Source organism: Streptomyces sp. NPDC057137, assembly GCF_042670825.1.
In the GTDB taxonomy this organism is placed as follows: Bacteria; Actinomycetota; Actinomycetes; order Streptomycetales; family Streptomycetaceae; genus Streptomyces.
On sequence record NZ_JBHUUW010000001.1, the window covers coordinates 471,416 to 491,186 of the forward strand.

Consider the following 19,771-nt stretch of genomic DNA (forward strand, 5'->3'; position numbering starts at 1 on the left):
TGTCGTGGTCGCGGTGGTCGTGCCGTACTTGGACGGTGGTCATGGCCGTGGCCTTCGGGCCGGGGTGCCGCCCGCCGGGTCAGGCGGTCTCGACTAGGGCGCGGCGCAGCAGTCCGCCGAGCACGTCGACCGGCTGGGCGCCGGAGACGGACCACTTCTCGGCGACGACGAAGGAGGGCACTCCGGAGACGCCCAGTTGGGCGGCACGGGCCTCGTCCGCCCTGACGGCGTCGGTGTACGCGTCTCCGGCCAGCACCTCACGTACCGGACCCGTGTCGAGCCCCGACTCCTCGGCGAGCGTGATCAGGGTGGCGTGGTCGGCGACCGACGCGCCCTCGGCGGTGTAGGCGCGCATGAGCCGCTCCTGGAAGCGTTCGGCCAGGCCCAGGGTGTCCGCGTGGTGCGCCAGCCGGTGGGCGTCGAAGGTGTTGACGGGACGCGCCCGGTCCAGGTGGTAGTCCAGGCCCTCCGCCGCGGCCTGTTCGCTGACCCCGGCGAGCAGTTCGGCGGCCCGCTCGGGCGGGATGCCCTGGCGCCGGAGCATGCGTTGGGGGATGGTCTCCGCGGCGTCGCGCAGCGCGGCCGGGTCGAGTTCGAAGCTGCGCCAGTGCACCCGCACCGCGTCGCGCTCCTCGAACTGCGCCAGGGCTTTCTCGAACCGCCGCTTCCCGATGAAGCACCACGGGCAGACGACGTCGGTCCAGATCTCCACAGTGATCTCGTTCACGCCCGGGAGCCTAGAGAAGGGACGTTCTGCGAGTAAGCCCCTACCTTGAGGTAAGCCGCAACCCTCCAAGTAGGTGTGCAGGCTCTCCGATCGGGCCCACGTCGCGGCGTGACGCACATCACCCAGGCCGGCGAGTCGCGGTCCAAGACGTGGGCCGAGCCGCAGACCGGGCGACCGAGTGCGACACCCCCTGGCGCTCCCCTCCGGTCAGGAAGCCGTGTCGTGGGCGCGCTGTGCCTCGACGATCGCGGGCGTGCAGGCCGAGATCCAGTCGATGAGGCTCTGGAGCGGATGAGCCAGCTCCTGGCCCAGGGGTGTCAGGGAGTAACTGACCTTGGGCGGCAGCGCGGGCTCCACCTCACGGGCGACCAGCCCGTCACGGCCCAGGATCCGCAGATTCTGCGAGAGCATCTTCTCGCTGATCCCACCGACCCGGTCCCGCACCTCGTAGAACCGCAGCGGCCTCTCGCGCAGCGAGGCGAGGATCAACACGCCCCAGCGGCTGGTCACATGGTCGAGCACGGTACGCCCCGGGCAGTCCTCCCGGAACGCGTCGCCCGCGCCTTCGGGGAGCCGGGACGTCGCGGGTTTCTCTGCGGCCATGAGGCGAGCTTAACCACCGGCCGGCTGACGGAGACTCAGTTACCGTGCACGCTCGCCCTGTTCCGTACCAGGTCGCGGACACCCTCTGGTACCGGCCATGGCGCTGTGCTAGAAATCCTGCCGTGACCAGCGATCAGTATCTCGTGGAGTGTCTCCACATCGATCTCTGCCGTGTGACCAGCTGCTCCTGTTGAGCCTGGCCCGGCGGCGCTGAGCGCTTCCCGAATCGTGCGGCCCTGTCCGCGCGTCGGCACGGATTGAATCCTTCCGTGTACGGCGTGCCGACCCCGCCCTCGCACACCCCGCACCTCGCATCTTCTCGGTGGCATCTCCCTTTTCCCGCAGGCGCCGTTCGCGCCCGGCGGGAAGGCCTGCCCGTCTCCTTGTCCGCCCTCCCGGGCGCGATCGTCCGCCTGGCCGCGCCCTTTCGACGGAGTCCGCCATGACCACATCCACCGCCACGGCGAAAGATCCGTCGGGCCCGGAGCTCTCCACCGGGACCGCCCCCGCGCCGCGCCGCTCGTCGGAGAGGGCCGCGCGGCTGCGCAGGGTGGGACTCCGGCTGATCGCCCTGGCCGTCCTGCTCGCCCTCTGGCAGCTCGTGACCGCCCTGCGGTTGTGGTCACCGTTGCTGGTACCACCGCCCTCGGCCGTCTGGGACGCGCTCGTCACGACGTCCGGCACCCACGACGGCGTACGCGGCTACCAGGGCCACACCCTGATCGAACATGTGGGCATCAGCCTGCGCAGGATCGGGATCGGAGCGGGCGCGGGCGTCCTGGCCGGGCTCGTGGCCGGGGTGCTGATGGGCACGCTGCCGTGGGTGCGGGTCGTGTTCGAGCCGGCGGTCGCCTTTCTCCGTACCCTGCCGCCGCTCGCCTACTTCAGCCTGCTGATCATCTGGTTCGGCATCGACGAGGCGCCCAAACTGTGGCTGCTGGCGATCGCCGCCATGCCGCCGGTGGCCGTGGCCACCGCGTCCGCCGTCGCCTCCGCACCCGCCTCGCTGGTGGAGGCCGCGCGGGCCATCGGGGCACGCCGCTCGCAGGTGGTCGCCTCCGTCGTCCTGCCGTCGGCGCTGCCGGAGATCCTGGTCGGCGTACGGCTGGCGTTCGGGATCGCGTACTCCTCGGTCGTCGCCGCCGAGACCGTCAACGGGCTGCCGGGCATCGGCGGGATGATCCGCGACGCCCAGCGCTACAACCAGTCCGACGTGGTGATCCTCGGCCTCTTCGCGATCGGCGTCTCGGGCCTGCTGATCGACGGCCTGCTGCGGAGCGTGGAGAACCGGCTCGCGCCCTGGCGCCGACTGTCCTGACGCCGCGCGCCCTCCCCCGCCGTACCGCTCTCCCCGCCGTACCGCTCTACTCACCGCCCACCGAATGAAGGACTACGCCATGCCCGCAACACGCGGTCCGCGCCGCACCACCACGCTCGTCGCGGCTCTGGGAGCGCTGATCGCCGTCACCGCCTGCGGTACCGGTGACGCCGGGGGCAGTGATTCCGAGGGCGGCGGCAAGACGATCCGGATCGCCTACCAGGCTTTCCCCAGTGGCGACTTGATCGTGAAGGAGAACGGCTGGCTGGAGAAGGCGCTGCCCGACCACACCATCAAGTGGATCAAGTTCGACTCCGGCGCGACCATCAACACCGCTTTCGTCTCGGGCTCGGTGGATCTGGCCGCGATCGGCTCCAGCCCGGTGGCACGCGGTCTGTCCGAGCCGCTGAACATCCCGTACCAGGTCACCTGGGTGCTGGATGTCGCGGGCGACAACGAGGCGCTCGTCGCCCGTGACGGTTCGGGCATCAAGGACGTCAAGGATCTGGCGGGCCGTAAGGTCGCGACACCGTTCAGCTCCACCTCGCACTACAGCCTCCTCGCCGCACTCGACGGAGCGGGCGTGGACGCCTCGAAGGTCAAGCTGCTCGACCTGGAACCGCAGGACATCGTCGCCGCCTGGTCGCGCGGCGACATCGACGCGGCCTACGTCTGGCTCCCCACGCTCGACGAACTCGGCAAGAGCGGGAAGACCCTCATCACCAGCCGTGAACTGGCCGCGGCCGACAAGCCCACGCTCGACCTCGGGGTGGCGTCGACCAGCTTCATCAAGGCGCAGCCCGAAGTGATCACCGCCTGGCGCAAGGCCCAGGCACAGGCGCTGAATGTGATCCATGACGATCCGTCGGCCGCCGCTGCGGCCGTCGGCAAGCAGCTCGGTATCAGCTCCGAGGACGCCGCCGCCCAGCTCAAGAAGGGGATCTTCCTCAAGCCGGCGGAACAGGCCGACGACAAGTGGCTCGGCCGGCCGGGCCAGGTCGGCGGACTGGCCCAGAACCTGCGGAGCGCGGCGGAGTTCCTGGCCGGACAGAAGCAGATCCCGGCCGCCCCGGAGCTGTCGGAGCTGGAGAAGGCCGTGTACGTGGAAGGGCTCAGCGATGCCGTCACCGAATGAGCACCCCGCCGGCGCGGTCCGGCAGCACGACGAGGCGACCCGCCCTGCGGACGACGGCCCGGCGGCCGTCACACCGCCCGCCGTGACCGTACGCGACGTCCATCACCGGTACGGGCGCGGCGCCGACGCCGTCACCGCGCTCGGCCCGCTGTCGCTGGACATCCCGGCCGGCGAGTTCTTGGTGCTCGTCGGCCCGTCCGGGTGCGGGAAGACCACGTTGCTCCGGCTGATCGCCGGCTTCGAACAGGCCTCGTCGGGCGAGGTCGCCGTACATGGCCGGCCGCCGGAGCCGGGGCGTCAGGCGGGAGTCGTCTTCCAGCAGCCACGGCTGTTCCCCTGGCACACGGTCGGGGACAACATCTCCCTGGCCCTGCGCTACGCCGGGGTTCCCCGGGCCGAACGCCCCGCACGCGTCGAGGAGTTGCTGGAACGGGTGGGGCTGGCCGGCACCGCGCGCCGCAGGACCTGGCAGATATCGGGCGGCCAGCAGCAGCGGGTGGCCATCGCCAGGGCCCTGGCGGGCGGCAAGGATCTACTGCTGCTGGACGAGCCGTTCGCGGCGCTGGACGCGCTCACCCGCGAACGCCTCCAGGAGGACCTGCGCACGGTGAGCGCCGAGACCGGGACCACGTCGGTCTTCGTGACGCACAGTGTGGACGAGGCCGTCTTCCTCGGCACCCGGGCGGTCGTTCTGACCGCCCGTCCGGGGACCGTGGCGCTGGACGCCCCCATCGCCCTGCCGCGTAACGGGAGCGCCGACGACCCGGACGAGCTGCGGGGTCTGCCCGAGTACGCCGCGCTGCGCGCGGAGATCGGCGCCGCGGTACGGGACGCGGCCCGCTGACCCCGCCCCCTCCTCAGGGCCGGCGGGGCAGGGAGTCAGCCCGGGTCAGCCCTTCAAGCTGTAGAAGCGCATCGGCGAGTTCGGCACGAAGCCGATACGCGGGTACACGGGCGACCCGGCGACGGTCGCGTGCAGGGTCGCCCGGGTCAGTCCGGTGGCTCGGGCCCCCTCGTACAGCGCCTTGCGTGTCACCGCCTCGCCGTAGCCCCTGCGCTCCCACTTCGGGTCCGTGGCGACGAGCACGACGAAGAGCCGGCCGTCCGCCTCGACCGTCCCGGCGCAGGTCACCGGAACGCCGTCCCGCATACCCAGGTAGGCGTAGACCTCGTTCTTCCACAGCGCGGAGCCGGCCAGTCCGTCGCGACCGTCCTCAGGGGTGAATCCGTACGCACGCGAGTTGAGGTCCGCGTAGGCCCGGAGCTGTTCGTCGGTGCGCACGCGCACGAACTCCAGGTCGGGGTGGTCGGGTTCAGGAATGGGGAGCAGGTCTCCGGCCATGCCCGTGCCGGGGAAGGCGTGTTCGAGGAGCGCCTGTCCCGCCACCGTCTCCAGCGCCGCGCGTGCCCCGTCGTCGAGGAGATCCTCGAAGACCCACAGAAAGCCCGGATGCCTCTTCGAGCGCATGATGTCCGCCGCCTGCCGCAGCCGTTGCTCGACGAGCGCGGCGTCCGCGCCGACGTCGGTCAGCGTGACGCAGTTCCAGAAGGGGAACCGGCAGTCCGCCCAGCGAACGGCGAGGCCGGGAAGGTCTCGTACATCCGCTTCCGCGTCACGGTCGAGCACCATGGCGCGCCAGACCGTGGCGAGTTGTTCCATCGATTCGATCGAGTCCGCAAGACCGGCCACTGAGACCCCTCAACTTGTCGCGTCCGTCGTGTCTGTCGCGAGCGTCGTGTCCGTCGCGTGCGTAAGAGCTACCCAACTGGACAACGATCCCTGTTCGCGATGGTTCCGCCGGTCATACGGCTTCGCCGGTCATGAGGCCAGCAGTGCCGCGTAGCGGTCGAGGTCGATGTTGCCGCCGCTGATGATCACGCCGACCCGTTGCCCGCGCAGTCGGGCGGCCAGGTCGCGGACGGCGGCGAAGCCGAGGCATCCGGTGGGCTCGACCACGATCTTCATGAAGGTCGCGAAGGCCCGCATGGCTTCGACGAGTTCGGCGTCCTCGACGGCGTGGAAGTCGGCGACGTCACGGCGGATGATGTCGAACGTATAGGCGCCGAGGTGCTGGTTCTGCGCACCGTCGGCGATGGTCTTCGGGGTGTCGATATGGACGATGGAGCCCTGCCGGACGGACTGCGCGCCCTTGTCGCCGACTGCCGGTTCGACGCCGTACACCCGGCAGTTCGGCGACAGGGCCTTCGCCGACAGAGCCGAACCGGACAGCAGACCGCCACCGCCGAGGGGAACGAACAGGGCGTCCAGGTCGCCGACCTCTTCGAACAGTTCCTTGGCGGCGGTGCCCTGGCCCGCGATCACGTGCGGGTGGTCGTACGGCGGGATCAGCGTCAGACCTCGTTCGGCTGCCAGCGCGCGGCCGATCTCCTCCCGGTCCTCGGTGTAGCGGTCGTACGCGACGACCTCCCCGCCGTACCCCTTGGTCGCGGCCACCTTCGCGGCGGGCGCGTCGTGCGGCATCACGATCGTGGCCGGCATGCCGAGCAGTCGGGCGGAGAGTGCGACCGCCTGGGCGTGGTTGCCCGAGGAGTAGGCGACCACCCCGGCACGCCGCTGCTCGGGAGTGAACCGCGACAGCGCGTTGAACGCGCCGCGGAACTTGAAGGCACCCATGCGCTGGAAGTTCTCGCACTTGAACACCACCTCGACACCGAGCCGCTCGTCGATGAGACGCGAGCGCAGCACCGGGGTGCGATGGGCGTACGACGCGATGCGCGCGGCGGCGCCCTGGACGTCGTCGTAGGTCGGCGACTGAGGCATCTGCTGGTTCCCTTCACGGGCACGGATCAACCTGACACGACTCTGGACTATACGTCCACGACGTAGACTCGGAGTCCACGTTGCCGCCTCGCCGCTGCGGCCCGGGAGAGAGATGAGGTGCCGCGTGTCCGATACATCGGGTGATGCGATCCTGGCCGCGCTGATGCCGGTCGTCGACGGGCTGGCGGCCACCTTCGGCCCGTCGTGCGAGGTCGTCCTGCACGACTACCGTCTGGGCGATCGGTCCGTGGTGGCGGTGGCCGGGCAGGTGACCGGGCGCCGGGTCGGCGGGGCGCTGAGCGAGATCGGGCTCTCCGTGCTCGCCAAGGGCGACGACGCGCCGAACGATCTGAACTACCTCTCGCGCGGTCCCGACGGCCGCGTCCTGAAGTCATCGACGATGCCGCTGCGGGACGGGAACGGCCAGGTGTTCGGCGCCCTGTGCGTCAACATCGACGTGACAGCTCTGCGCGACGCGGCCGACGTCCTGTCCGCGCTCGCCGGCACGGCGCCGGTCGAACTTCCGGCCACCACCTTCACCAACGACTTCGAAGAGGTGGTCGACGCCGTTGTACGCACCGAACAACTGGCCCGGGGCAAGCCGTTCGACGCGCTCACCCGCACCGAACGACTCGGCCTGGTCCAAGCCCTCGACCGGCGCGGCGTGTTCAAGATGCGCAACGCGGTGCCTCGCGTCGCCGAACGGCTGGGGGTGTCCCGATCCGGCCTGTACGCGGACCTCGCCGCGTGCCGTGACACCGCACCGGACGGGCCCTGAGGAGTGTCTTGCCTGACGCCGGCCGCGGCCCCCTGATGTCGCACCGCGTCACGCCTGGCCCGCCTCCCGCTCCGCGGCCTCCGCCGCCTCCGCCGCCTCCGCCGCCTCCGCGACGCGCTTGATGTTCGCCAGCCGCCGGTCCCAGTCGGCGGCCAGCGTGGCCATCCATCGCGCCGTCGCGTCCAGCACCGCGGGCCGCACCGCGTAGCGCACCTCGCGGCCGACCCGGCGGCCGGAGACCAGCCCGGCGGCGTCCAGGACGGCCAGGTGCTTGACCACCGCCTGCCGCGACACGGGCAGGCCGTCGGCGAGCGTCGTCGCGGTGACCTCGCCCCGGGCGGCGAGCAGGTCGAGCAGCTTGCGGCGCGTGGGGTCCGCCAGGGCGACGAAGACGCTGTCGACCACCGCGTCCAGGCCGTGAGGTTCGTCCGTCACGCGGACGGCTGTTCGGCGCGCTTCTTGAACGCGTCGAGCACCTGCGGCCAGCCGCCGGTGTTGTCCTTCACCGCCTGGCTGCGCAGCTCCTCGGACCCGGCCAGCACCTCGAATCCGCTCTCGACGACACGGAGCCGCGTCGCGTCACCCTCCGGGATGAGCGTGAACTCCACGAGCGTGCTGTTGTTCTCGCGCAGTTCCTGCCCGGGGAACGCGCTGGCCCAGCGGTACGCGAGGTACGTCGGCGGCTCGACCTTCTCCACCCGTACCGGGAAGTCCCCGTACTCGGCGCTCCGCGCCACGTTCACCTCGCCTTCCTTCGCCACGGCACCGGTCAGGTTGCCTCGTCGGTCACCCAGAATCCCGGTTCGGAGACCAGCGACCAGACCCGTTCCAGGGAGGCTTCGATCGTGATCTCGCGTTCGATTCGGTTCTCGCTCATGAGGAAACTCCTTCATCGCCGCCAGTTGGATGCAACCGTGCAACCCCAGAGTTGCACATGGCTCACCTCAGGCGCAACCCGCAGGTTGCACCTCACCTTCGCGACGACGTGACCTCGGCCAGCCGGTCGCGGAGTTGGTCCCGGAATCCCGTGAGGTCGTCGATACGGCGCTGGATCAAGACGAGGCGCTGCTCGAACAGCTCGGCCTTGGGTGTGGCGTCGGCGCAGGCGTGTTCGCCGACGAGTTCGTCGCGCAGACAGCCGTCGATGAGCAGCAGATCCTCGGTGGTGAGTCCGGCCGCGAGAAGCAGCCGGATGTTCTCGACGACACGGACCGCGTCGTCCCCGTACGCGCGATAGCCGTTGGCGGCGCGTACGGGGCGCAGCAGGCCCTGCTCCTCGTAGTAACGCAGCGCCCGGGTGGTGGTACCGGTGGCGTGGGCGAGTTCCCCGATGCGCATGGCGCTCCCTCCTGGACGTGCACGTGAACGCGGCCCGGACGCGGCCGTGGCCGTGGCCGTGTCCGGGGCCGTTCAGGGGGAGCGTAAACCTTGCCGCCCACGTGAAGGTCAAGCCCGAGCGCCGGTCCTCGTCAGCAGCACGACGGGGATCCGCCGCACGGCACGGGCCTGGAACGCGGCGATGACGCGCCGGTTGATGTCGCTCATACCGCTGCCTCCACGTGCCGTGCTCCGTCGGTCCCGGCCGTCCCCCGGTGCCGGTCGTGACGGCTTTCGGCGAGGGCGACCGCCAGGGCGAGCAGTGCGACGAGGCCGCCCGCCACCGGGACCCAGCGCAGCGTCGCTCCGCCGGCGATCACCCGTCCACCGAGCCAGCCGCCCAGCGCGATGCCCAGATTGAACGCCGAACTCTGCACCGTCAGCGCCAGAATCCTGGCGCGTTCGGAGGCGACGTCCAGCATGCGGGTGTTCACGGCCGGGATCACCGCGTAGTACGCGGCGCCGAAGAGGAAGAGGAACAGCACGGCGAGCGGTTTGACCGTGGCCACCACGCCCAGCGTCAGCAGGGCGCCGGCGAGGGCGGCCACCCCGACGGTGACCGCCCGCAGCACCGACCGGTCGGCCAGCCTGCCGCCGACGAGACTGCCGACGGTGCCGCCGATACCGAACAGCAGCAGAAGCACCGTGACGGTGGAGGCGCCGAAGCCGACGCTGTCGGTCAACAGCGGTGTGACATAGGTGTACGCGGTGAACGCCGCGGCAGCGCTGAGAGCCGTCACCGCCACCACCGCCTGCACCCTGCGCTCCCCCAGCACCCGTAGCTCGGCCGACCGTCCGCGCCCTGCCCCGGCGGGATCCGGTGCCGTTCTCGCCAGCGTCAACAGCGGCGCGGCCACCGCCAGCGTGAGCAGCACGACGCCCCAGAACGTGGCCCGCCAGCCCAGCCACTGCCCGATCGCCGTGCCGATCGGCAACCCCGCGATCATCGCGAGGCTGAGCCCGAGGGAGACCCGGGCGACCGCCGTACCGCGCCTCGCCGGGGGTACGGCATCGGCTGCCAGGCCGAAGAACATCGGCATCAACGCCGCGTGCGCCAGCGCCGCCGCGACGCGGCCGGCCGCGAGTACCCCGAACGAGGGCGCCAGCGCGGCGAGTGCGTTCCCCAGCACGAACAGCACCATCAGGACGGCGAGCAGCCGCTCGCGGCGCACCCCGGTGGTGGACAGCGCCAGCACGGGGCCACCCACCACCACCGTCAGCGCGAAGGCACTGACCAGCAGACCGGCGGTGGACAGAGACACTCCGGCGTCCGCCGCGATGTCGGGCAGCAGCCCGGCGATCATGATCTCTCCGGTGCCGAGCACGAACGCGCACATGGTCAGCACCGCCAACGCCCACGAACGCCCCGTCGGCTCCGGCTGTCTCGGCTTCTCCGTCGTATCCATGCCGCTCAGCCTCGGCCTTCACGCCACCGTGAAGGTCAAGCCAGCGGCTCAACCCGCCTTCTGGGGGCGGCTGTTCACCCGGTCTTGCGTGCCACGCCGCCGAAGAAGCCGATCGTCTCGGATCCCGCCGGCGGCGGTGCGTCCGGACGCCAGAACGGGACCTGGGCCAGGCCGGGCTCGATCAGTTCGAAGCCGTCGAAGAACCGCTCGACCCTGGCGCGGGTACGGAGGTTGAGAGTCGCCGTGGCCTTGGCGTAGACGGCCTGGGCATCGCTGCGATCGGCGAAGTCACCCGTGGCGTGCGAGAGGACCAGGAAACTGCCGGCCGGCAGCGCGTCGCGAAGAGTCGCGACGATCTGCTCGGGCTTCTCGGCGTCGGTGATGAAGTGGAGTACGGCGACGAGGAGCAGGGCGACCGGCTCGTCGAAGTCGATGACCCGGCGGACGTCGGGGTGGTCCAGGATGGCCCGCGGGTCGCGCAGGTCGGCGAGCACGATGCTGGTCTCGCCGGAGCGGCTGAGCAGCGCGTTGGCGTGCGCGTTCACGATCGGGTCGTTGTCGACGTACGCGATGCGCACGTCCGGCGCCACTTCCTGGGCGGTCTCGTGCACGTTCGGCGAGGTGGGCAGCCCGGTGCCCACGTCGAGTATCTGTCGGACGCCGCTGCCGACCACGTACCGTACGGCGCGCTGCAGGAAGGCACGGTTGGCCCGCACGCCGATCCGCACCTCGGGCGCCGCGGCGGCCAGTTCGTCGCCGGCCCGCTGGTCGACCTCGTAGTTGTCCTTGCCGTCCAGCAAGTAGTCGTAGATCCGCGCGGGATGGGGCCTGCTGGTGTCGATCCGCTCGGCACGGAAGGCGTTCTGTCCCACGCTGCGCTCCTCGCTGCTCGCTCCTCGCCGCTCCCGGCGACCGCTCCGGATCTCCCGCCCGCGAACGACTGCCGACAGCTTCCCACAGCAACTTCGCGGCGTGCGAAGGTAGTTCCTCGCACCTCGTGGCACGCCGCCTCGTACGACGAGTTGGCGACGCTACGAGTTCGAGGCACCTCACCCTCTTCGGAAGGCACATGTCCCCCACCGAGACCGGGACCGAGCTACGCGATCTGATCTACCTGCCGGGGGACGGTGCGCCGCCGCCTCAGCACCTGGATGTCCACCGACCCGCGACAGCCGGGCCGTTGGGCCCGAGCGTGCTGCTGTGGCATGGCATCGGCCCGGACGAGAAGGGTGTTCTCGCCGCGCTGGCACGCGAGATCGCGTCTCATGGCGTGCCGGTCTTCGTCCCCGACTGGCGCTCCGACGCGCCCGACGGCGGCCGGTCGCACCTCATGGCATCGCTGCGGTACGTCCGCGACCACGCCGTCGAATTCGGCGGCGACGGGGAGCGTGTCGTACTTGCCGGTTGGTCGGCCGGGGCCGGAGCCGCCATGGCCTTCGCCCTGCGACCCGCTCTGGCCGAGGGCGTACAACTCGCCGCCGCCGTCGGTATCGCGGGCCGCTACGACCTGCCCGCCCGCTCCACCGGCACCGCCCCGCTGGACGACCTCACCCCGGCGGGCACCGACGCCGTCCCGATCACGCTGGTGCACGGCACGGCCGACTCCGTACTCGACAGCGGTCACTCGCGCGACTTCCACGCCGCCCTGCGCGCGAAGCGGTGGCCGGTGACCTTGCGGGAATTCGCCACGGATCACGCCGGGGTCGTCATGACAGAGTTCGACCCGGCGCTCGGGCACTGTGTTCCCTCGACCGCCGAGCACGCTGTTCGCGCGGGCGAGGAAACCGCGGCGATGATCGCGGCCGCGGCGCGACCGACGTCCCGACCGGCGTCGCGACCGGCGTCGCGACCGGCGTGAACGTCGGGGAGTAACAGGCCCCGGGCGACGTCAGGCCGTGGGCCGCAGGTGTGCGTGCGCCCATTCCTCGAAGGTCGTGAGTGGGATACCGAGGGCCCGCGCGAATTCGGGGCGGGCGGGCTGCGGGTACTCATTGACATGGGACTGCCCGAATCCCATGTCGGGCATCCCCGCGGCGGTCGCCTCCTCCTTGGTCATATCGGGCGCGGTCAACTCGGCGCCCAGGTTGCGGGAGAGGACCTTGGCGATGTCCGTCATCGTCAAGTAGTCGCTCGCCAGCTCCAGTTCGACCCCGTCGAACCGTTCCGGCTCGGCGATGGCCGCGGCGGCCGCCTTGCCGATGTCGTCGACCGCGACGAGGGACAGCCGGGTCGTGGGCTTGAGGAGGGTCACCAGGCCGCCCTCGACCCCACGGGGGAACAGGATCTCCACGGAGGGGCGGAAGTTCTCCATGAAGAAGCCCGGCTTGATGAGGGTCCAGTGCGTGAAGCCCGCCGCACGCACCCGGTCCTGGATCCCGGCCTTCGCGGCGTAGTACGGCTCCATCCAGGCCCAGTCGTCCCTGACCCAACTGGTGTGCTGCCCGGCGCCGGAGACGGAGGTGTGCACGAACTGCGGCACTCCGGCGGCCCGCGCGCCCTCGATCAGATTGACGGCCTGCTCGACCTCGCCCTCGAAGGCGCGTCCGTTCACGTCGGGCATCTGGACCGAGAAGACGGCGCGGGCTCCCCCGGCGGCCCGCGTCAGCGAGTCGCGGTCGTCCAGGTCGCCGGTGACCAGCTCGGCGCCGAGCGCTTCGACGGCCTTCGCCCGGTCGGTCGCCGGGTCGCGGACCAACGCCCGGACCGGAACGCCCGCAGCCAGCAGGGCGCGGGCGGTGGCCCCGCCCTGCAAACCGGTGGCGCCGACGACCAGGACGGGTGCGGAATCTGTAGTCATGGGTGTTCCTCGGATGGTGGCCCACAGCTAAGTGGCGAGGCCCGCCACTTAACTTTCGGTACGATACGGAGGACCCCGCCACTTAGCAAGCTCGGAGATCACACCATGACCGTCCAGCGCGCGGACGCCCGTCGTAACTACGCGCGGATTCTCGCCGTGGCCGAGGAGGAGGTCGCCGCGCACGGCGTCGATGCCTCCCTGGAACAGATCGCCCGCACCGCGGGCGTCGGCTCGGCCACCGTGCGGCGGCACTTCCCCAGCCGCGCCGCGCTGTTGAACGCGGTGTTCAGCGAGCGGATCGAGGCCCTGTGCACCCGGGCGCGCGATCTGGCCGGGGCGGCCGACCCGCGGGCCGCGCTGCTGGAGTGGCTGGGCGCGCTCACCACGTACGCCGCCTCCGCGCGGGGCCTGGCCGACGCGCTGGTCCAGGACGGGAGGGCGGACGACCCGGATCACGTGAACGCCTGCTCCGCGAAGCTCGGCGGCGCGGTCGAACCGCTGCTGGAGCGGGCCGCGCGGGCCGGCGCGGTGGCGCCGGGCGTGACCGTCACCGACCTGGTCACACTGGTCACGGGCATCGCACTGGCCACGGAACACCACCCGGACCCCACCGCCGAGGCGCACCGGCTGCTCCGCCTGACCGTGGCGGGGGTCAGCCCGCAGGGGTGAGAGCCCGCTGTCGTACTGACAGTGCCCGGCCGGCGTACGAGGAGGCCCGCGTGTTCAGGAGGCCCGCGTGGTGATGCGGGTGATGGCCTCAAGCGTCAGGTCGCGGTCGTGCGGTTCGCGGGCCAGGGCGCGGTGGAGTGCCAAACCCTCGATGAGGGCGTCGAGTTGGCGGGCGGTGTCCGGGTCGAAGTGTTTCTCCAGATGGATACGGCTGCGGCGCATCCACTCGTGGGTGAGTTCCCGGTACTCCGGCCGGCGGGCGGCGAGGGTGTACAGCTCCTGGGTGAGGACCAGCTCGCGCTGCGGCCCCTCGGACAGGGTGTGGACGAGGTCGGCCACAGCCTGTCTTGCCTGGTCACGATCGGTCGGGACGGAGAGGTAGGTGTCGAAGACCGCGACGATGTGGTCGGTGAAGCGGCCGAAGGCTTCGCGAAGCAGTTCGTCGATACCGCTGAAGTGATACGTCATCGATCCCAGCGGCACGCCGGCCCGCGCCGCGATCTTGCGGTGGGAGACACGGGCGAGGCCCTCTTCGGCGATGAGGTCGAGGGTGGCGGCGATGATGCGTTCGCGGCGCTGCGGGTCGGTGTGTCCGGTGGCCATGTCGGTGCGCTCAGAGGCTACGGACCGGGCGGGCGGGGTCGCCGCGGAGGTCCCCGGCCGGCGTGCGTTCCACGTATGTGCGCGGGCCTCGCCCGAAGCAGTCCATCGGCATACGTGCGAACGTACACGCTCGGTCGCCGTCCGGGGGCGCCGCTTACCGGCGCCGGGCCTGCAACACCCCCGCCAGCAACATCACCATCAGCCCGGCCAGGGGCACCACCAACAGACCCACCCGAAGGCTGGTCGCGTCCGCGACGAGTCCGACGATCGGCGGCGAGAGCAGGAAACCCAGCCGCATGAGCCAGGAGACGATCGTGAGCCCCGACCCGGGCTTGAGACCGGGCAGCTCATCCGCTTCGTGCATCGCCGCGGGCACCAGCGTCGCCACCCCGAACCCGGCCGTGGCGAAACCGAGGATCGTGCCGGTCGCCGTGGGCACGGCCAGGGCCAGACCCATGCCGACAGCGGCGATGAGCCCGCCGAAGCGTGCGACCGTACGCTGGCCGAACCGGTCGACGAGCCTGTCGCCGATCAGGCGGCCGACGAACTGGGCTCCGACCAGGGCGATGTAGCCGGAGGCCGCGAGCGTTCCCGAGGCATGCAGCGAGTCGGAGAGATAGAGCGCGGCCCAGGAGCTGCCCGCGTCCTCGACGAGGGCGCCGCCCGCGGCGATGAGGACGAGTGCCGCCAGCACGTACCGGGTGCGCAGACGCGCCCTTCTACGCTCCCCTCGCTCCGCTCGATCCCGGCCTTCGACGTCCGCTTCGTCCGTTTTTTCAGCTACGTAGGTCTTCTCCGCTTCCTCCGCGACCGGCTCGGTGTCGGGCCCGGTCAGACAGAACCGCAGGGCGACGCAGGCGGCGATCCCGAACACCACCGCCGAGATCAGCAGGTGCTGCCCCAGCGACAGGCCGAGCGCGATGGCGCCGGCGGCCATGGATCCACCGACGACCGCGCCGATGGACCAGATGGCGTGGAAGGAGTTGATGATGGAGCGACCGTATCGGCGCTGCACACGCAGGCCGTGGGCGTTCTGCGCGACATCGGTGATCGCGTCCATCGCCCCGGCCAGGAACAGCGCTGTCGCGAACAGCACCACGGAGCCGGACAGACCGGCGGCCAGGACACCTATGCCTGTCAGCATGGTGCCGGCCACCGCCACGGGCCCCGACCCGAACCGGCGGATGAGTACCCCGGCCGCCAGGCCAGCCGCGATGGCGCCCGTCGGGAACGCCGCGACGGCCAGGCCGTAGGCGGCGTTCCCGATGCCGAGATCCGCCTTGATCTGCGGAAAGCGCGGCAGGAGGTTGGCGAACAACGCCCCGTTGGTGAAGAAGAGCACGGCGACGGCCGTGCGCGCCTGCCGTTCTGCCGGGGCAGGCGGGCGCATTACGTCAACAGTCATGGAGGGGAGCCTACAATCAGAGCGTACGAACGTACACTCCTCCGCGTGAGCTGCCGCGGCACACCACGGGACGCGGGCGCGGCCGGGCTCGGCGGGTGGGGCCGGGAGCGCTTCGATAGATTACAAAGAGCGCGAAAACGGTTCTTTTCCTTCAATGCGGGGCCGTACCTCGCGGTGGGCCCGGAGAGTCAGCCGTATGTCTACTGAGGACAGTCAGCCAGCCGATCTCGTTGTCCGTGGTTCCGCCGTCTACACCCTCGACCCCGCCCGGCCGTGGGCGGAGGCCCTCGCCGTACGTGACGGGAAAGTCGTCGTGGTGGGTGACGAGGCCGAGGTCGCGGCCGTGACCGGTGCGCGGACCCGGGTTGTCCAGGCCGAGGGCGGCATGGTCCTGCCGGGATTGATCGACGTGCACTCCCATGTCGGATTCGGCGGCCAGGCCGCCGCGTGGGAGCTCGGGCTCTCGCCGGCGTTCGGTGTGGCGGAGATCCTTGATGCGGTACGGCAGCGGGCCGGCGAACTCGGTCCGGACGAATGGGTGATCGGCGGCCTCGTCATCAGCCCGGTGTTCCACGCGATGGGTACGCCGGAGATGCTGGCGGCCCTGGACGAGGCGAGTCAGGGCAGGCCGGTGATGCTGCGCGACGACTCGCTGCACAACCGGTGGGTGAATTCCCGGGCCCTGCGGATCCTCGGCATCGATGCCGCGTCCAAGGACCCGGCCGGCGGCAGTTACGTACGAGACACTGCCAGCCGTCCGGTCGGCCTCCTGCTCGGCCAGCCCTCCACGGATGCCGAACTGGCCGCCCGCCGCAGCTTCGGGGATCCGCGTGAGCGGGATCTGCGGTCGGCTCGTACGGCCGTGTCGATCTTCAACTCGATGGGTGTCACGGCGACACAGGACGCGGCGACGATGGGCGCCTGGCTGGACGTGTTCACCGAACTCGACCGGGCGGGCGAACTGAACGCGTGGATCGTGGGGTCGATGCCGGCCAGGGAGTTCATCGAGTCGGGCCCGGTCGGCACCGACTTGTTCGACACCGCTCCGGCGCGCCGCTCCACCCATGTCCGGCCGGACTTCGTCAAAGGCATCCTCGACGGTGTGCCGATGACCCGGACGTCGAAGTTCCTCGACCCGTACAAGCCCGATCCCTTCGCCTCCGCGGGCGCCCCCGACGCCCATGCGTGCCCGTTCCACGGTGAGGGACTGTTCAGCGACGAGGAACTGCACCAACTGCTGGAGGACGCGCTCTCGCGCGGGCTGCACGTCAAACTGCACGCCACCGCGGACGGGACGGTACGCCAGAGCCTGGACGCCGTCGCGGTCATGCGCGAGCGGTACGGCGCCGGGCCCGTGTTCCACATCGCGCACCCCGAGTTCGTCCACCCCGACGATGTGGCCCGCTTCGCCGAACTGGGCGTCGTGGCCGACGCCTCACCGGTGCTGTGGTTCCCCAACCCCATGAGCGGCGTCATCGCCCAGCAGGTACAGGACCACTACATGGAACGCATCTGGCCCCTGCGGGAACTGCACGACGCGGGCAGCCTCGTGGCGGCCGGATCCGACTGGCCCGTCGCCATGCCGGTGCCGAATCCGTGGCTGAGCATCGAGACGATGGTGACCCGGCGCAACCCCGACCCCTCGTTCCCCGGCTCACTGGCGGCCGACCAGGCACTGGACCTCGACACCGCCATCAGGGCTCACACCGTCAACGCCGCCCGGGCGATGGGATTGGGACAGTGGACGGGGCGGCTCACACCCGGACTGTCCGCCGACTTCGTCGTCCTGGACCGCAACCTCTTCGAGACACCGATCGAGCGGATTCATGCCACCCAGGTCCGGCAGACGTGGTTCGCCGGCCGCCTCGTACACGACGGAACAACGGCCGAGGGAACAGCCGCCGACGGAACAACTGCCAACTAGGCCCTTCAGGGCAGGCGTCGGCCCTCGCGGGGATCGGCGGCGGCGGACAGGCGCGCCGCGTCGCGGCCGGGCGGGGCGCCGAAGAGGCGGCGGTATTCGCGGGTGAACTGGGACTGGCTGTCGTAGCCGACGAGGTGTCCGGCGCCCGCGACGTCGTCCGGGTGGGCGAGCAACAGGGTGCGGGCCTCCTGCAGTCGGATGCGTTTCTGGAACTGCAGCGGGCTGGTGGCGGTGATGGTGCGGAAGTGCCGGTGGAAGGCCGAGGTGCTCATTCCGACCAGCCGGGCGAGGTCGTCGACTCGCAGGGGTTCGGCGTAGTTGTCGCGGATCCATTGGACCGCCCGGTTGATATGGGTCAAGTTGCTGTCGGGCAGGCCGATTTGGCGGATCATGCCGCCGTGCGGTCCGCGGAGCAGCCGCCACAGGATCTCCCGCTCGATCAGCGGTGCGAGTACCGGCACATCGGCGGGGTGGTCGAGCAACCGCACCAACCGCGTTACGGCGTCGAGCAGTTCGGGACCGGCATCGCCGGTGGCGATCGACGGCGGTACGGCTTCGCGGCTCGTACGACGTGGGGCCGCGCTCTGCAGCAGAAGCGGGGCGATCGCGGCCGGCCGTAGGACGAGCCCCAGGGCGAGCGACGGGTGCTCTCGGCTGGCGCCGAGGAAGTGGCCGGTGACGGGCAGATCCGTGGTGACGATCAGGCACTGGCCGGCGCGGTACTCGTACACCTCGTCGCCGAGCAGGAGCCGCTTGCCGCCCTGGGCCATGACCACCAGCAGCGGCTCGGTCAGTGAATGATCCGGCTCGACGTCCGCCACGCGGGACATCAGCAGTCCCTCGATCGCCGTTCCCCCGTCCGGGCGGGCGTGGGCCGCGATCAGCGTCCTGAGTTCGTCGAGCGGCGACGTGGTGGTGGACATACACATCAGGCAAGCACTCGCGGCGGACCTGGGCAAGCCTGATCCGGGCCAACTCGGCAGGATTGTGCAAAGCCTCGCGCGGATCGGTCTACCCCGGCCCACGGGGTGTGAGGTGTGCTGGAGGTGTTCGTTCCTGTGGCCGTACAGCCGTCCGTTCGTCCGTTCGTCCGTTCGCGCAAGCACTCACACAACCGAAGGTGGGCTCTCATGTCACTCGATCAGTACGTCACCCTTGGCCGCTCGGGGCTGCGTGTCAGCCCGTTCGCACTCGGCGCCATGACCTTCGGGCAGGACCCCGGGGGCGCCGGGTGCGGTGTCGAGGAGTCGGAGAAGATCCTGGCCGCCTATCTGGACCGGGGCGGGAACTTCATCGACACGGCGAACTTCTACACCAACGGTCACTCGGAGAAGATCCTCGGGGACCACCTCGCCGCACACCCCGGGCGGCGTGCACGCGTGGTGCTTGCCTCGAAGTTCTTCTTCAACATGTTCCCCGGCGATCCCAACGGTGGCGGCGCGGGCCGGGGGTCGATCGTCGCCCAGCTCGACGAGTCGCTACGGCGGCTGGGCACCGACTACCTGGACCTGTACTGGTTGCACAACTGGGATCGCCACACCCCGATCGAGGAGACCATGCGTACCCTCGACGACCTGGTACGGGCCGGCAAGATCCGCTACATCGGTTTCTCCAACACCCCGGCGTGGGTCACCGCGCAGGCACAGACCGTGGCGCTGCTCAGAGGCTGGACTCCGTTGATCGCGCTGCAGGTCGAGTACTCGCTGCTGGCCCGTACCGTGGAGGGCGAACTCGCGCCGCTGGCACGGGACCAGGGCATGGCGCTGACTCCCTGGAGCCCGCTGAAGAACGGCTTCCTGTCCGGCAAGTACCGGCGCGGCGCCGAGGTCGCCGACTCGGCCCGCTCCGCCTACGTCGGCGGTCCCGACGAGCTGGAGTACACCGTCATCGACACGGTCGCCTCCGTCGCCGACGAACTCGGCACCAGTTCCGCCGCGGTGTCCCTCGCCTGGCTGCGGGCCCGGCGGGGCATCGTCGTACCGATCCTGGGAGCGCGGCGCGTGGAGCACCTGGAGGACAACCTCGCCGCCCTTGAGATCACGCTGGGCCCGGAACACATGCGCGCCCTGGACGAGGTCTCCGCCCCGACGCTCGACTACCCGGCGCCCATGCACGGCGAGGGGCGCGCGATGCTGCAGTTCGCCGGGGCCACGGTGGACGGCGAGGAATCGGCCGTATATCCGCCGCTGTTGCAGAGCGACGTCCGCTACTGACCGTCCGGGAGCCCCGCCCCCACCCCACGACCCG

At 70.7% G+C, this 19,771-nt stretch carries 21 protein-coding genes; 8 read left to right on the forward strand and 13 right to left on the reverse strand.

From position 1 onward, the window contains the following. Positions 1-79: 79 nt before the first annotated feature. Together ACFT9I_RS02005 and ACFT9I_RS02010 are read right to left on the reverse strand one after the other, a co-directional pair. Positions 80-727, reverse strand: a complete 648-nt coding sequence (locus ACFT9I_RS02005; protein ID WP_382559385.1) for a DsbA family oxidoreductase — start codon at positions 725-727, stop codon at positions 80-82. A gap of 207 nt (positions 728-934) precedes the next feature. After that, positions 935-1,330: a winged helix-turn-helix transcriptional regulator gene (locus ACFT9I_RS02010; protein WP_382559387.1), complete on the reverse strand. Its 396-nt coding sequence runs from the start codon at positions 1,328-1,330 to the stop codon at positions 935-937. A 442-nt stretch (positions 1,331-1,772) separates the two neighbouring features. Here ACFT9I_RS02010 and ACFT9I_RS02015 point away from each other — a divergent pair, with 442 nt between their 5' ends. The 3 genes from ACFT9I_RS02015 to ACFT9I_RS02025 all read left to right on the forward strand — a co-directional run bounded on the left by ACFT9I_RS02015 (position 1,773) and on the right by ACFT9I_RS02025 (position 4,627). Beyond that, positions 1,773-2,648, forward strand: a complete 876-nt coding sequence (locus tag ACFT9I_RS02015; RefSeq protein ID WP_382559389.1) for an ABC transporter permease — start codon at positions 1,773-1,775, stop codon at positions 2,646-2,648. Positions 2,649-2,727: 79 nt separating this feature from the next. After that, complete coding sequence (locus tag ACFT9I_RS02020) at positions 2,728-3,783, forward strand: ABC transporter substrate-binding protein (protein ID WP_382559390.1); 1,056 nt, start codon at positions 2,728-2,730, stop codon at positions 3,781-3,783. Then, a complete protein-coding gene (locus ACFT9I_RS02025) occupies positions 3,767-4,627 on the forward strand; it encodes an ABC transporter ATP-binding protein (RefSeq protein WP_382559392.1) in 861 nt (286 codons plus the stop codon). Before ACFT9I_RS02020 ends, ACFT9I_RS02025 begins: the two co-directional genes overlap by 17 nt. A gap of 45 nt (positions 4,628-4,672) precedes the next feature. On the opposite strand, the gene ACFT9I_RS02030 is transcribed toward ACFT9I_RS02025, so the two are convergent. Beyond that, on the reverse strand, positions 4,673-5,473 hold the full coding sequence (locus ACFT9I_RS02030; RefSeq protein ID WP_382559394.1) for a GNAT family N-acetyltransferase: 801 nt from the start codon (positions 5,471-5,473) through the stop codon (positions 4,673-4,675). 129 nt (positions 5,474-5,602) lie between these two features. Then, positions 5,603-6,565, reverse strand: coding sequence for a threo-3-hydroxy-L-aspartate ammonia-lyase (locus ACFT9I_RS02035; protein ID WP_382559396.1), 963 nt, complete (start codon positions 6,563-6,565; stop codon positions 5,603-5,605). Positions 6,566-6,677: 112 nt separating this feature from the next. On the opposite strand from ACFT9I_RS02035, the gene ACFT9I_RS02040 reads away from it, so the two are divergent. Then, the gene (locus tag ACFT9I_RS02040) at positions 6,678-7,343 is read left to right on the forward strand and encodes a transcriptional regulator (protein ID WP_382559397.1); all 666 of its coding nucleotides are present in this window, start codon (positions 6,678-6,680) and stop codon (positions 7,341-7,343) included. 48 nt (positions 7,344-7,391) lie between these two features. Here ACFT9I_RS02040 and ACFT9I_RS02045 read toward each other — a convergent pair whose 3' ends face one another. From ACFT9I_RS02045 to ACFT9I_RS02065, 5 genes are all read right to left on the reverse strand, one after another. Then, complete coding sequence (locus ACFT9I_RS02045; protein ID WP_382559399.1) at positions 7,392-7,778, reverse strand: ArsR/SmtB family transcription factor; 387 nt, start codon at positions 7,776-7,778, stop codon at positions 7,392-7,394. Then, the gene (locus ACFT9I_RS02050; RefSeq protein ID WP_382559401.1) at positions 7,775-8,086 is read right to left on the reverse strand and encodes an SRPBCC domain-containing protein; all 312 of its coding nucleotides are present in this window, start codon (positions 8,084-8,086) and stop codon (positions 7,775-7,777) included. Before ACFT9I_RS02050 ends, ACFT9I_RS02045 begins: the two co-directional genes overlap by 4 nt. 226 nt (positions 8,087-8,312) lie before the next feature. Next, on the reverse strand, positions 8,313-8,681 hold the full coding sequence (locus ACFT9I_RS02055; protein WP_382559402.1) for a MerR family transcriptional regulator: 369 nt from the start codon (positions 8,679-8,681) through the stop codon (positions 8,313-8,315). Between the two features lie 203 nt (positions 8,682-8,884). Next, positions 8,885-10,126: an MFS transporter gene (locus ACFT9I_RS02060; RefSeq protein WP_382559404.1), complete on the reverse strand. Its 1,242-nt coding sequence runs from the start codon at positions 10,124-10,126 to the stop codon at positions 8,885-8,887. A 74-nt stretch (positions 10,127-10,200) separates the two neighbouring features. Then, positions 10,201-10,998: an SAM-dependent methyltransferase gene (locus ACFT9I_RS02065; protein WP_382559406.1), complete on the reverse strand. Its 798-nt coding sequence runs from the start codon at positions 10,996-10,998 to the stop codon at positions 10,201-10,203. A gap of 197 nt (positions 10,999-11,195) precedes the next feature. Between ACFT9I_RS02065 and ACFT9I_RS02070 the strand changes: the two genes are divergently transcribed. Continuing rightward, positions 11,196-11,984 carry an alpha/beta hydrolase gene (locus ACFT9I_RS02070; protein ID WP_382559408.1) on the forward strand — a complete coding sequence of 263 codons (789 nt, stop codon included), beginning with the start codon at positions 11,196-11,198 and terminating at the stop codon, positions 11,982-11,984. Between the two features lie 30 nt (positions 11,985-12,014). Here the strand turns inward: ACFT9I_RS02070 and ACFT9I_RS02075 are convergent, their stop codons facing one another. After that, positions 12,015-12,923 carry an NmrA/HSCARG family protein gene (locus ACFT9I_RS02075; RefSeq protein ID WP_382559410.1) on the reverse strand — a complete coding sequence of 303 codons (909 nt, stop codon included), beginning with the start codon at positions 12,921-12,923 and terminating at the stop codon, positions 12,015-12,017. A 105-nt stretch (positions 12,924-13,028) separates the two neighbouring features. Here ACFT9I_RS02075 and ACFT9I_RS02080 point away from each other — a divergent pair, with 105 nt between their 5' ends. After that, complete coding sequence (locus ACFT9I_RS02080) at positions 13,029-13,592, forward strand: TetR/AcrR family transcriptional regulator (protein WP_382559412.1); 564 nt, start codon at positions 13,029-13,031, stop codon at positions 13,590-13,592. Between the two features lie 54 nt (positions 13,593-13,646). On the opposite strand, the gene ACFT9I_RS02085 is transcribed toward ACFT9I_RS02080, so the two are convergent. Further along, positions 13,647-14,195, reverse strand: coding sequence for a TetR/AcrR family transcriptional regulator (locus ACFT9I_RS02085; protein ID WP_382559414.1), 549 nt, complete (start codon positions 14,193-14,195; stop codon positions 13,647-13,649). Positions 14,196-14,349: 154 nt separating this feature from the next. Continuing rightward, positions 14,350-15,600, reverse strand: a complete 1,251-nt coding sequence (locus tag ACFT9I_RS02090) for an MFS transporter (RefSeq protein WP_382559416.1) — start codon at positions 15,598-15,600, stop codon at positions 14,350-14,352. Between the two features lie 196 nt (positions 15,601-15,796). Here ACFT9I_RS02090 and ACFT9I_RS02095 point away from each other — a divergent pair, with 196 nt between their 5' ends. Then, positions 15,797-17,524 (forward strand): amidohydrolase, encoded by a 1,728-nt coding sequence (locus tag ACFT9I_RS02095; protein WP_382559417.1) that lies wholly within the window; start codon positions 15,797-15,799, stop codon positions 17,522-17,524. Positions 17,525-17,529: 5 nt separating this feature from the next. Here ACFT9I_RS02095 and ACFT9I_RS02100 read toward each other — a convergent pair whose 3' ends face one another. After that, positions 17,530-18,447: an AraC family transcriptional regulator N-terminal domain-containing protein gene (locus ACFT9I_RS02100; protein WP_382559419.1), complete on the reverse strand. Its 918-nt coding sequence runs from the start codon at positions 18,445-18,447 to the stop codon at positions 17,530-17,532. A gap of 207 nt (positions 18,448-18,654) precedes the next feature. Here ACFT9I_RS02100 and ACFT9I_RS02105 point away from each other — a divergent pair, with 207 nt between their 5' ends. Next, the gene (locus tag ACFT9I_RS02105; protein WP_382559421.1) at positions 18,655-19,737 is read left to right on the forward strand and encodes an aldo/keto reductase; all 1,083 of its coding nucleotides are present in this window, start codon (positions 18,655-18,657) and stop codon (positions 19,735-19,737) included. Positions 19,738-19,771 lie beyond the last annotated feature (34 nt).

Bases quoted from the DNA above. Each gene is read 5' to 3' on its own strand.
- ACFT9I_RS02010 (WP_382559387.1), bottom strand. From the start codon at position 1,330: ATGGCCGCAGAGAAACCCGCGACGTCCCGGCTCCCCGAAGGCGCGGGC.
- ACFT9I_RS02015 (WP_382559389.1), top strand. From the start codon at position 1,773: ATGACCACATCCACCGCCACGGCGAAAGATCCGTCGGGCCCGGAGCTC.
- ACFT9I_RS02020 (WP_382559390.1), top strand. From the start codon at position 2,728: ATGCCCGCAACACGCGGTCCGCGCCGCACCACCACGCTCGTCGCGGCT.
- ACFT9I_RS02025 (WP_382559392.1), top strand. From the start codon at position 3,767: ATGCCGTCACCGAATGAGCACCCCGCCGGCGCGGTCCGGCAGCACGAC.
- ACFT9I_RS02035 (WP_382559396.1), bottom strand. From the start codon at position 6,565: ATGCCTCAGTCGCCGACCTACGACGACGTCCAGGGCGCCGCCGCGCGC.
- ACFT9I_RS02040 (WP_382559397.1), top strand. From the start codon at position 6,678: ATGAGGTGCCGCGTGTCCGATACATCGGGTGATGCGATCCTGGCCGCG.
- ACFT9I_RS02055 (WP_382559402.1), bottom strand. From the start codon at position 8,681: ATGCGCATCGGGGAACTCGCCCACGCCACCGGTACCACCACCCGGGCG.
- ACFT9I_RS02060 (WP_382559404.1), bottom strand. From the start codon at position 10,126: ATGGATACGACGGAGAAGCCGAGACAGCCGGAGCCGACGGGGCGTTCG.
- ACFT9I_RS02070 (WP_382559408.1), top strand. From the start codon at position 11,196: ATGTCCCCCACCGAGACCGGGACCGAGCTACGCGATCTGATCTACCTG.
- ACFT9I_RS02075 (WP_382559410.1), bottom strand. From the start codon at position 12,923: ATGACTACAGATTCCGCACCCGTCCTGGTCGTCGGCGCCACCGGTTTG.
- ACFT9I_RS02080 (WP_382559412.1), top strand. From the start codon at position 13,029: ATGACCGTCCAGCGCGCGGACGCCCGTCGTAACTACGCGCGGATTCTC.
- ACFT9I_RS02085 (WP_382559414.1), bottom strand. From the start codon at position 14,195: ATGGCCACCGGACACACCGACCCGCAGCGCCGCGAACGCATCATCGCC.
- ACFT9I_RS02090 (WP_382559416.1), bottom strand. From the start codon at position 15,600: ATGACTGTTGACGTAATGCGCCCGCCTGCCCCGGCAGAACGGCAGGCG.
- ACFT9I_RS02095 (WP_382559417.1), top strand. From the start codon at position 15,797: ATGTCTACTGAGGACAGTCAGCCAGCCGATCTCGTTGTCCGTGGTTCC.
- ACFT9I_RS02100 (WP_382559419.1), bottom strand. From the start codon at position 18,447: ATGTCCACCACCACGTCGCCGCTCGACGAACTCAGGACGCTGATCGCG.
- ACFT9I_RS02105 (WP_382559421.1), top strand. From the start codon at position 18,655: ATGTCACTCGATCAGTACGTCACCCTTGGCCGCTCGGGGCTGCGTGTC.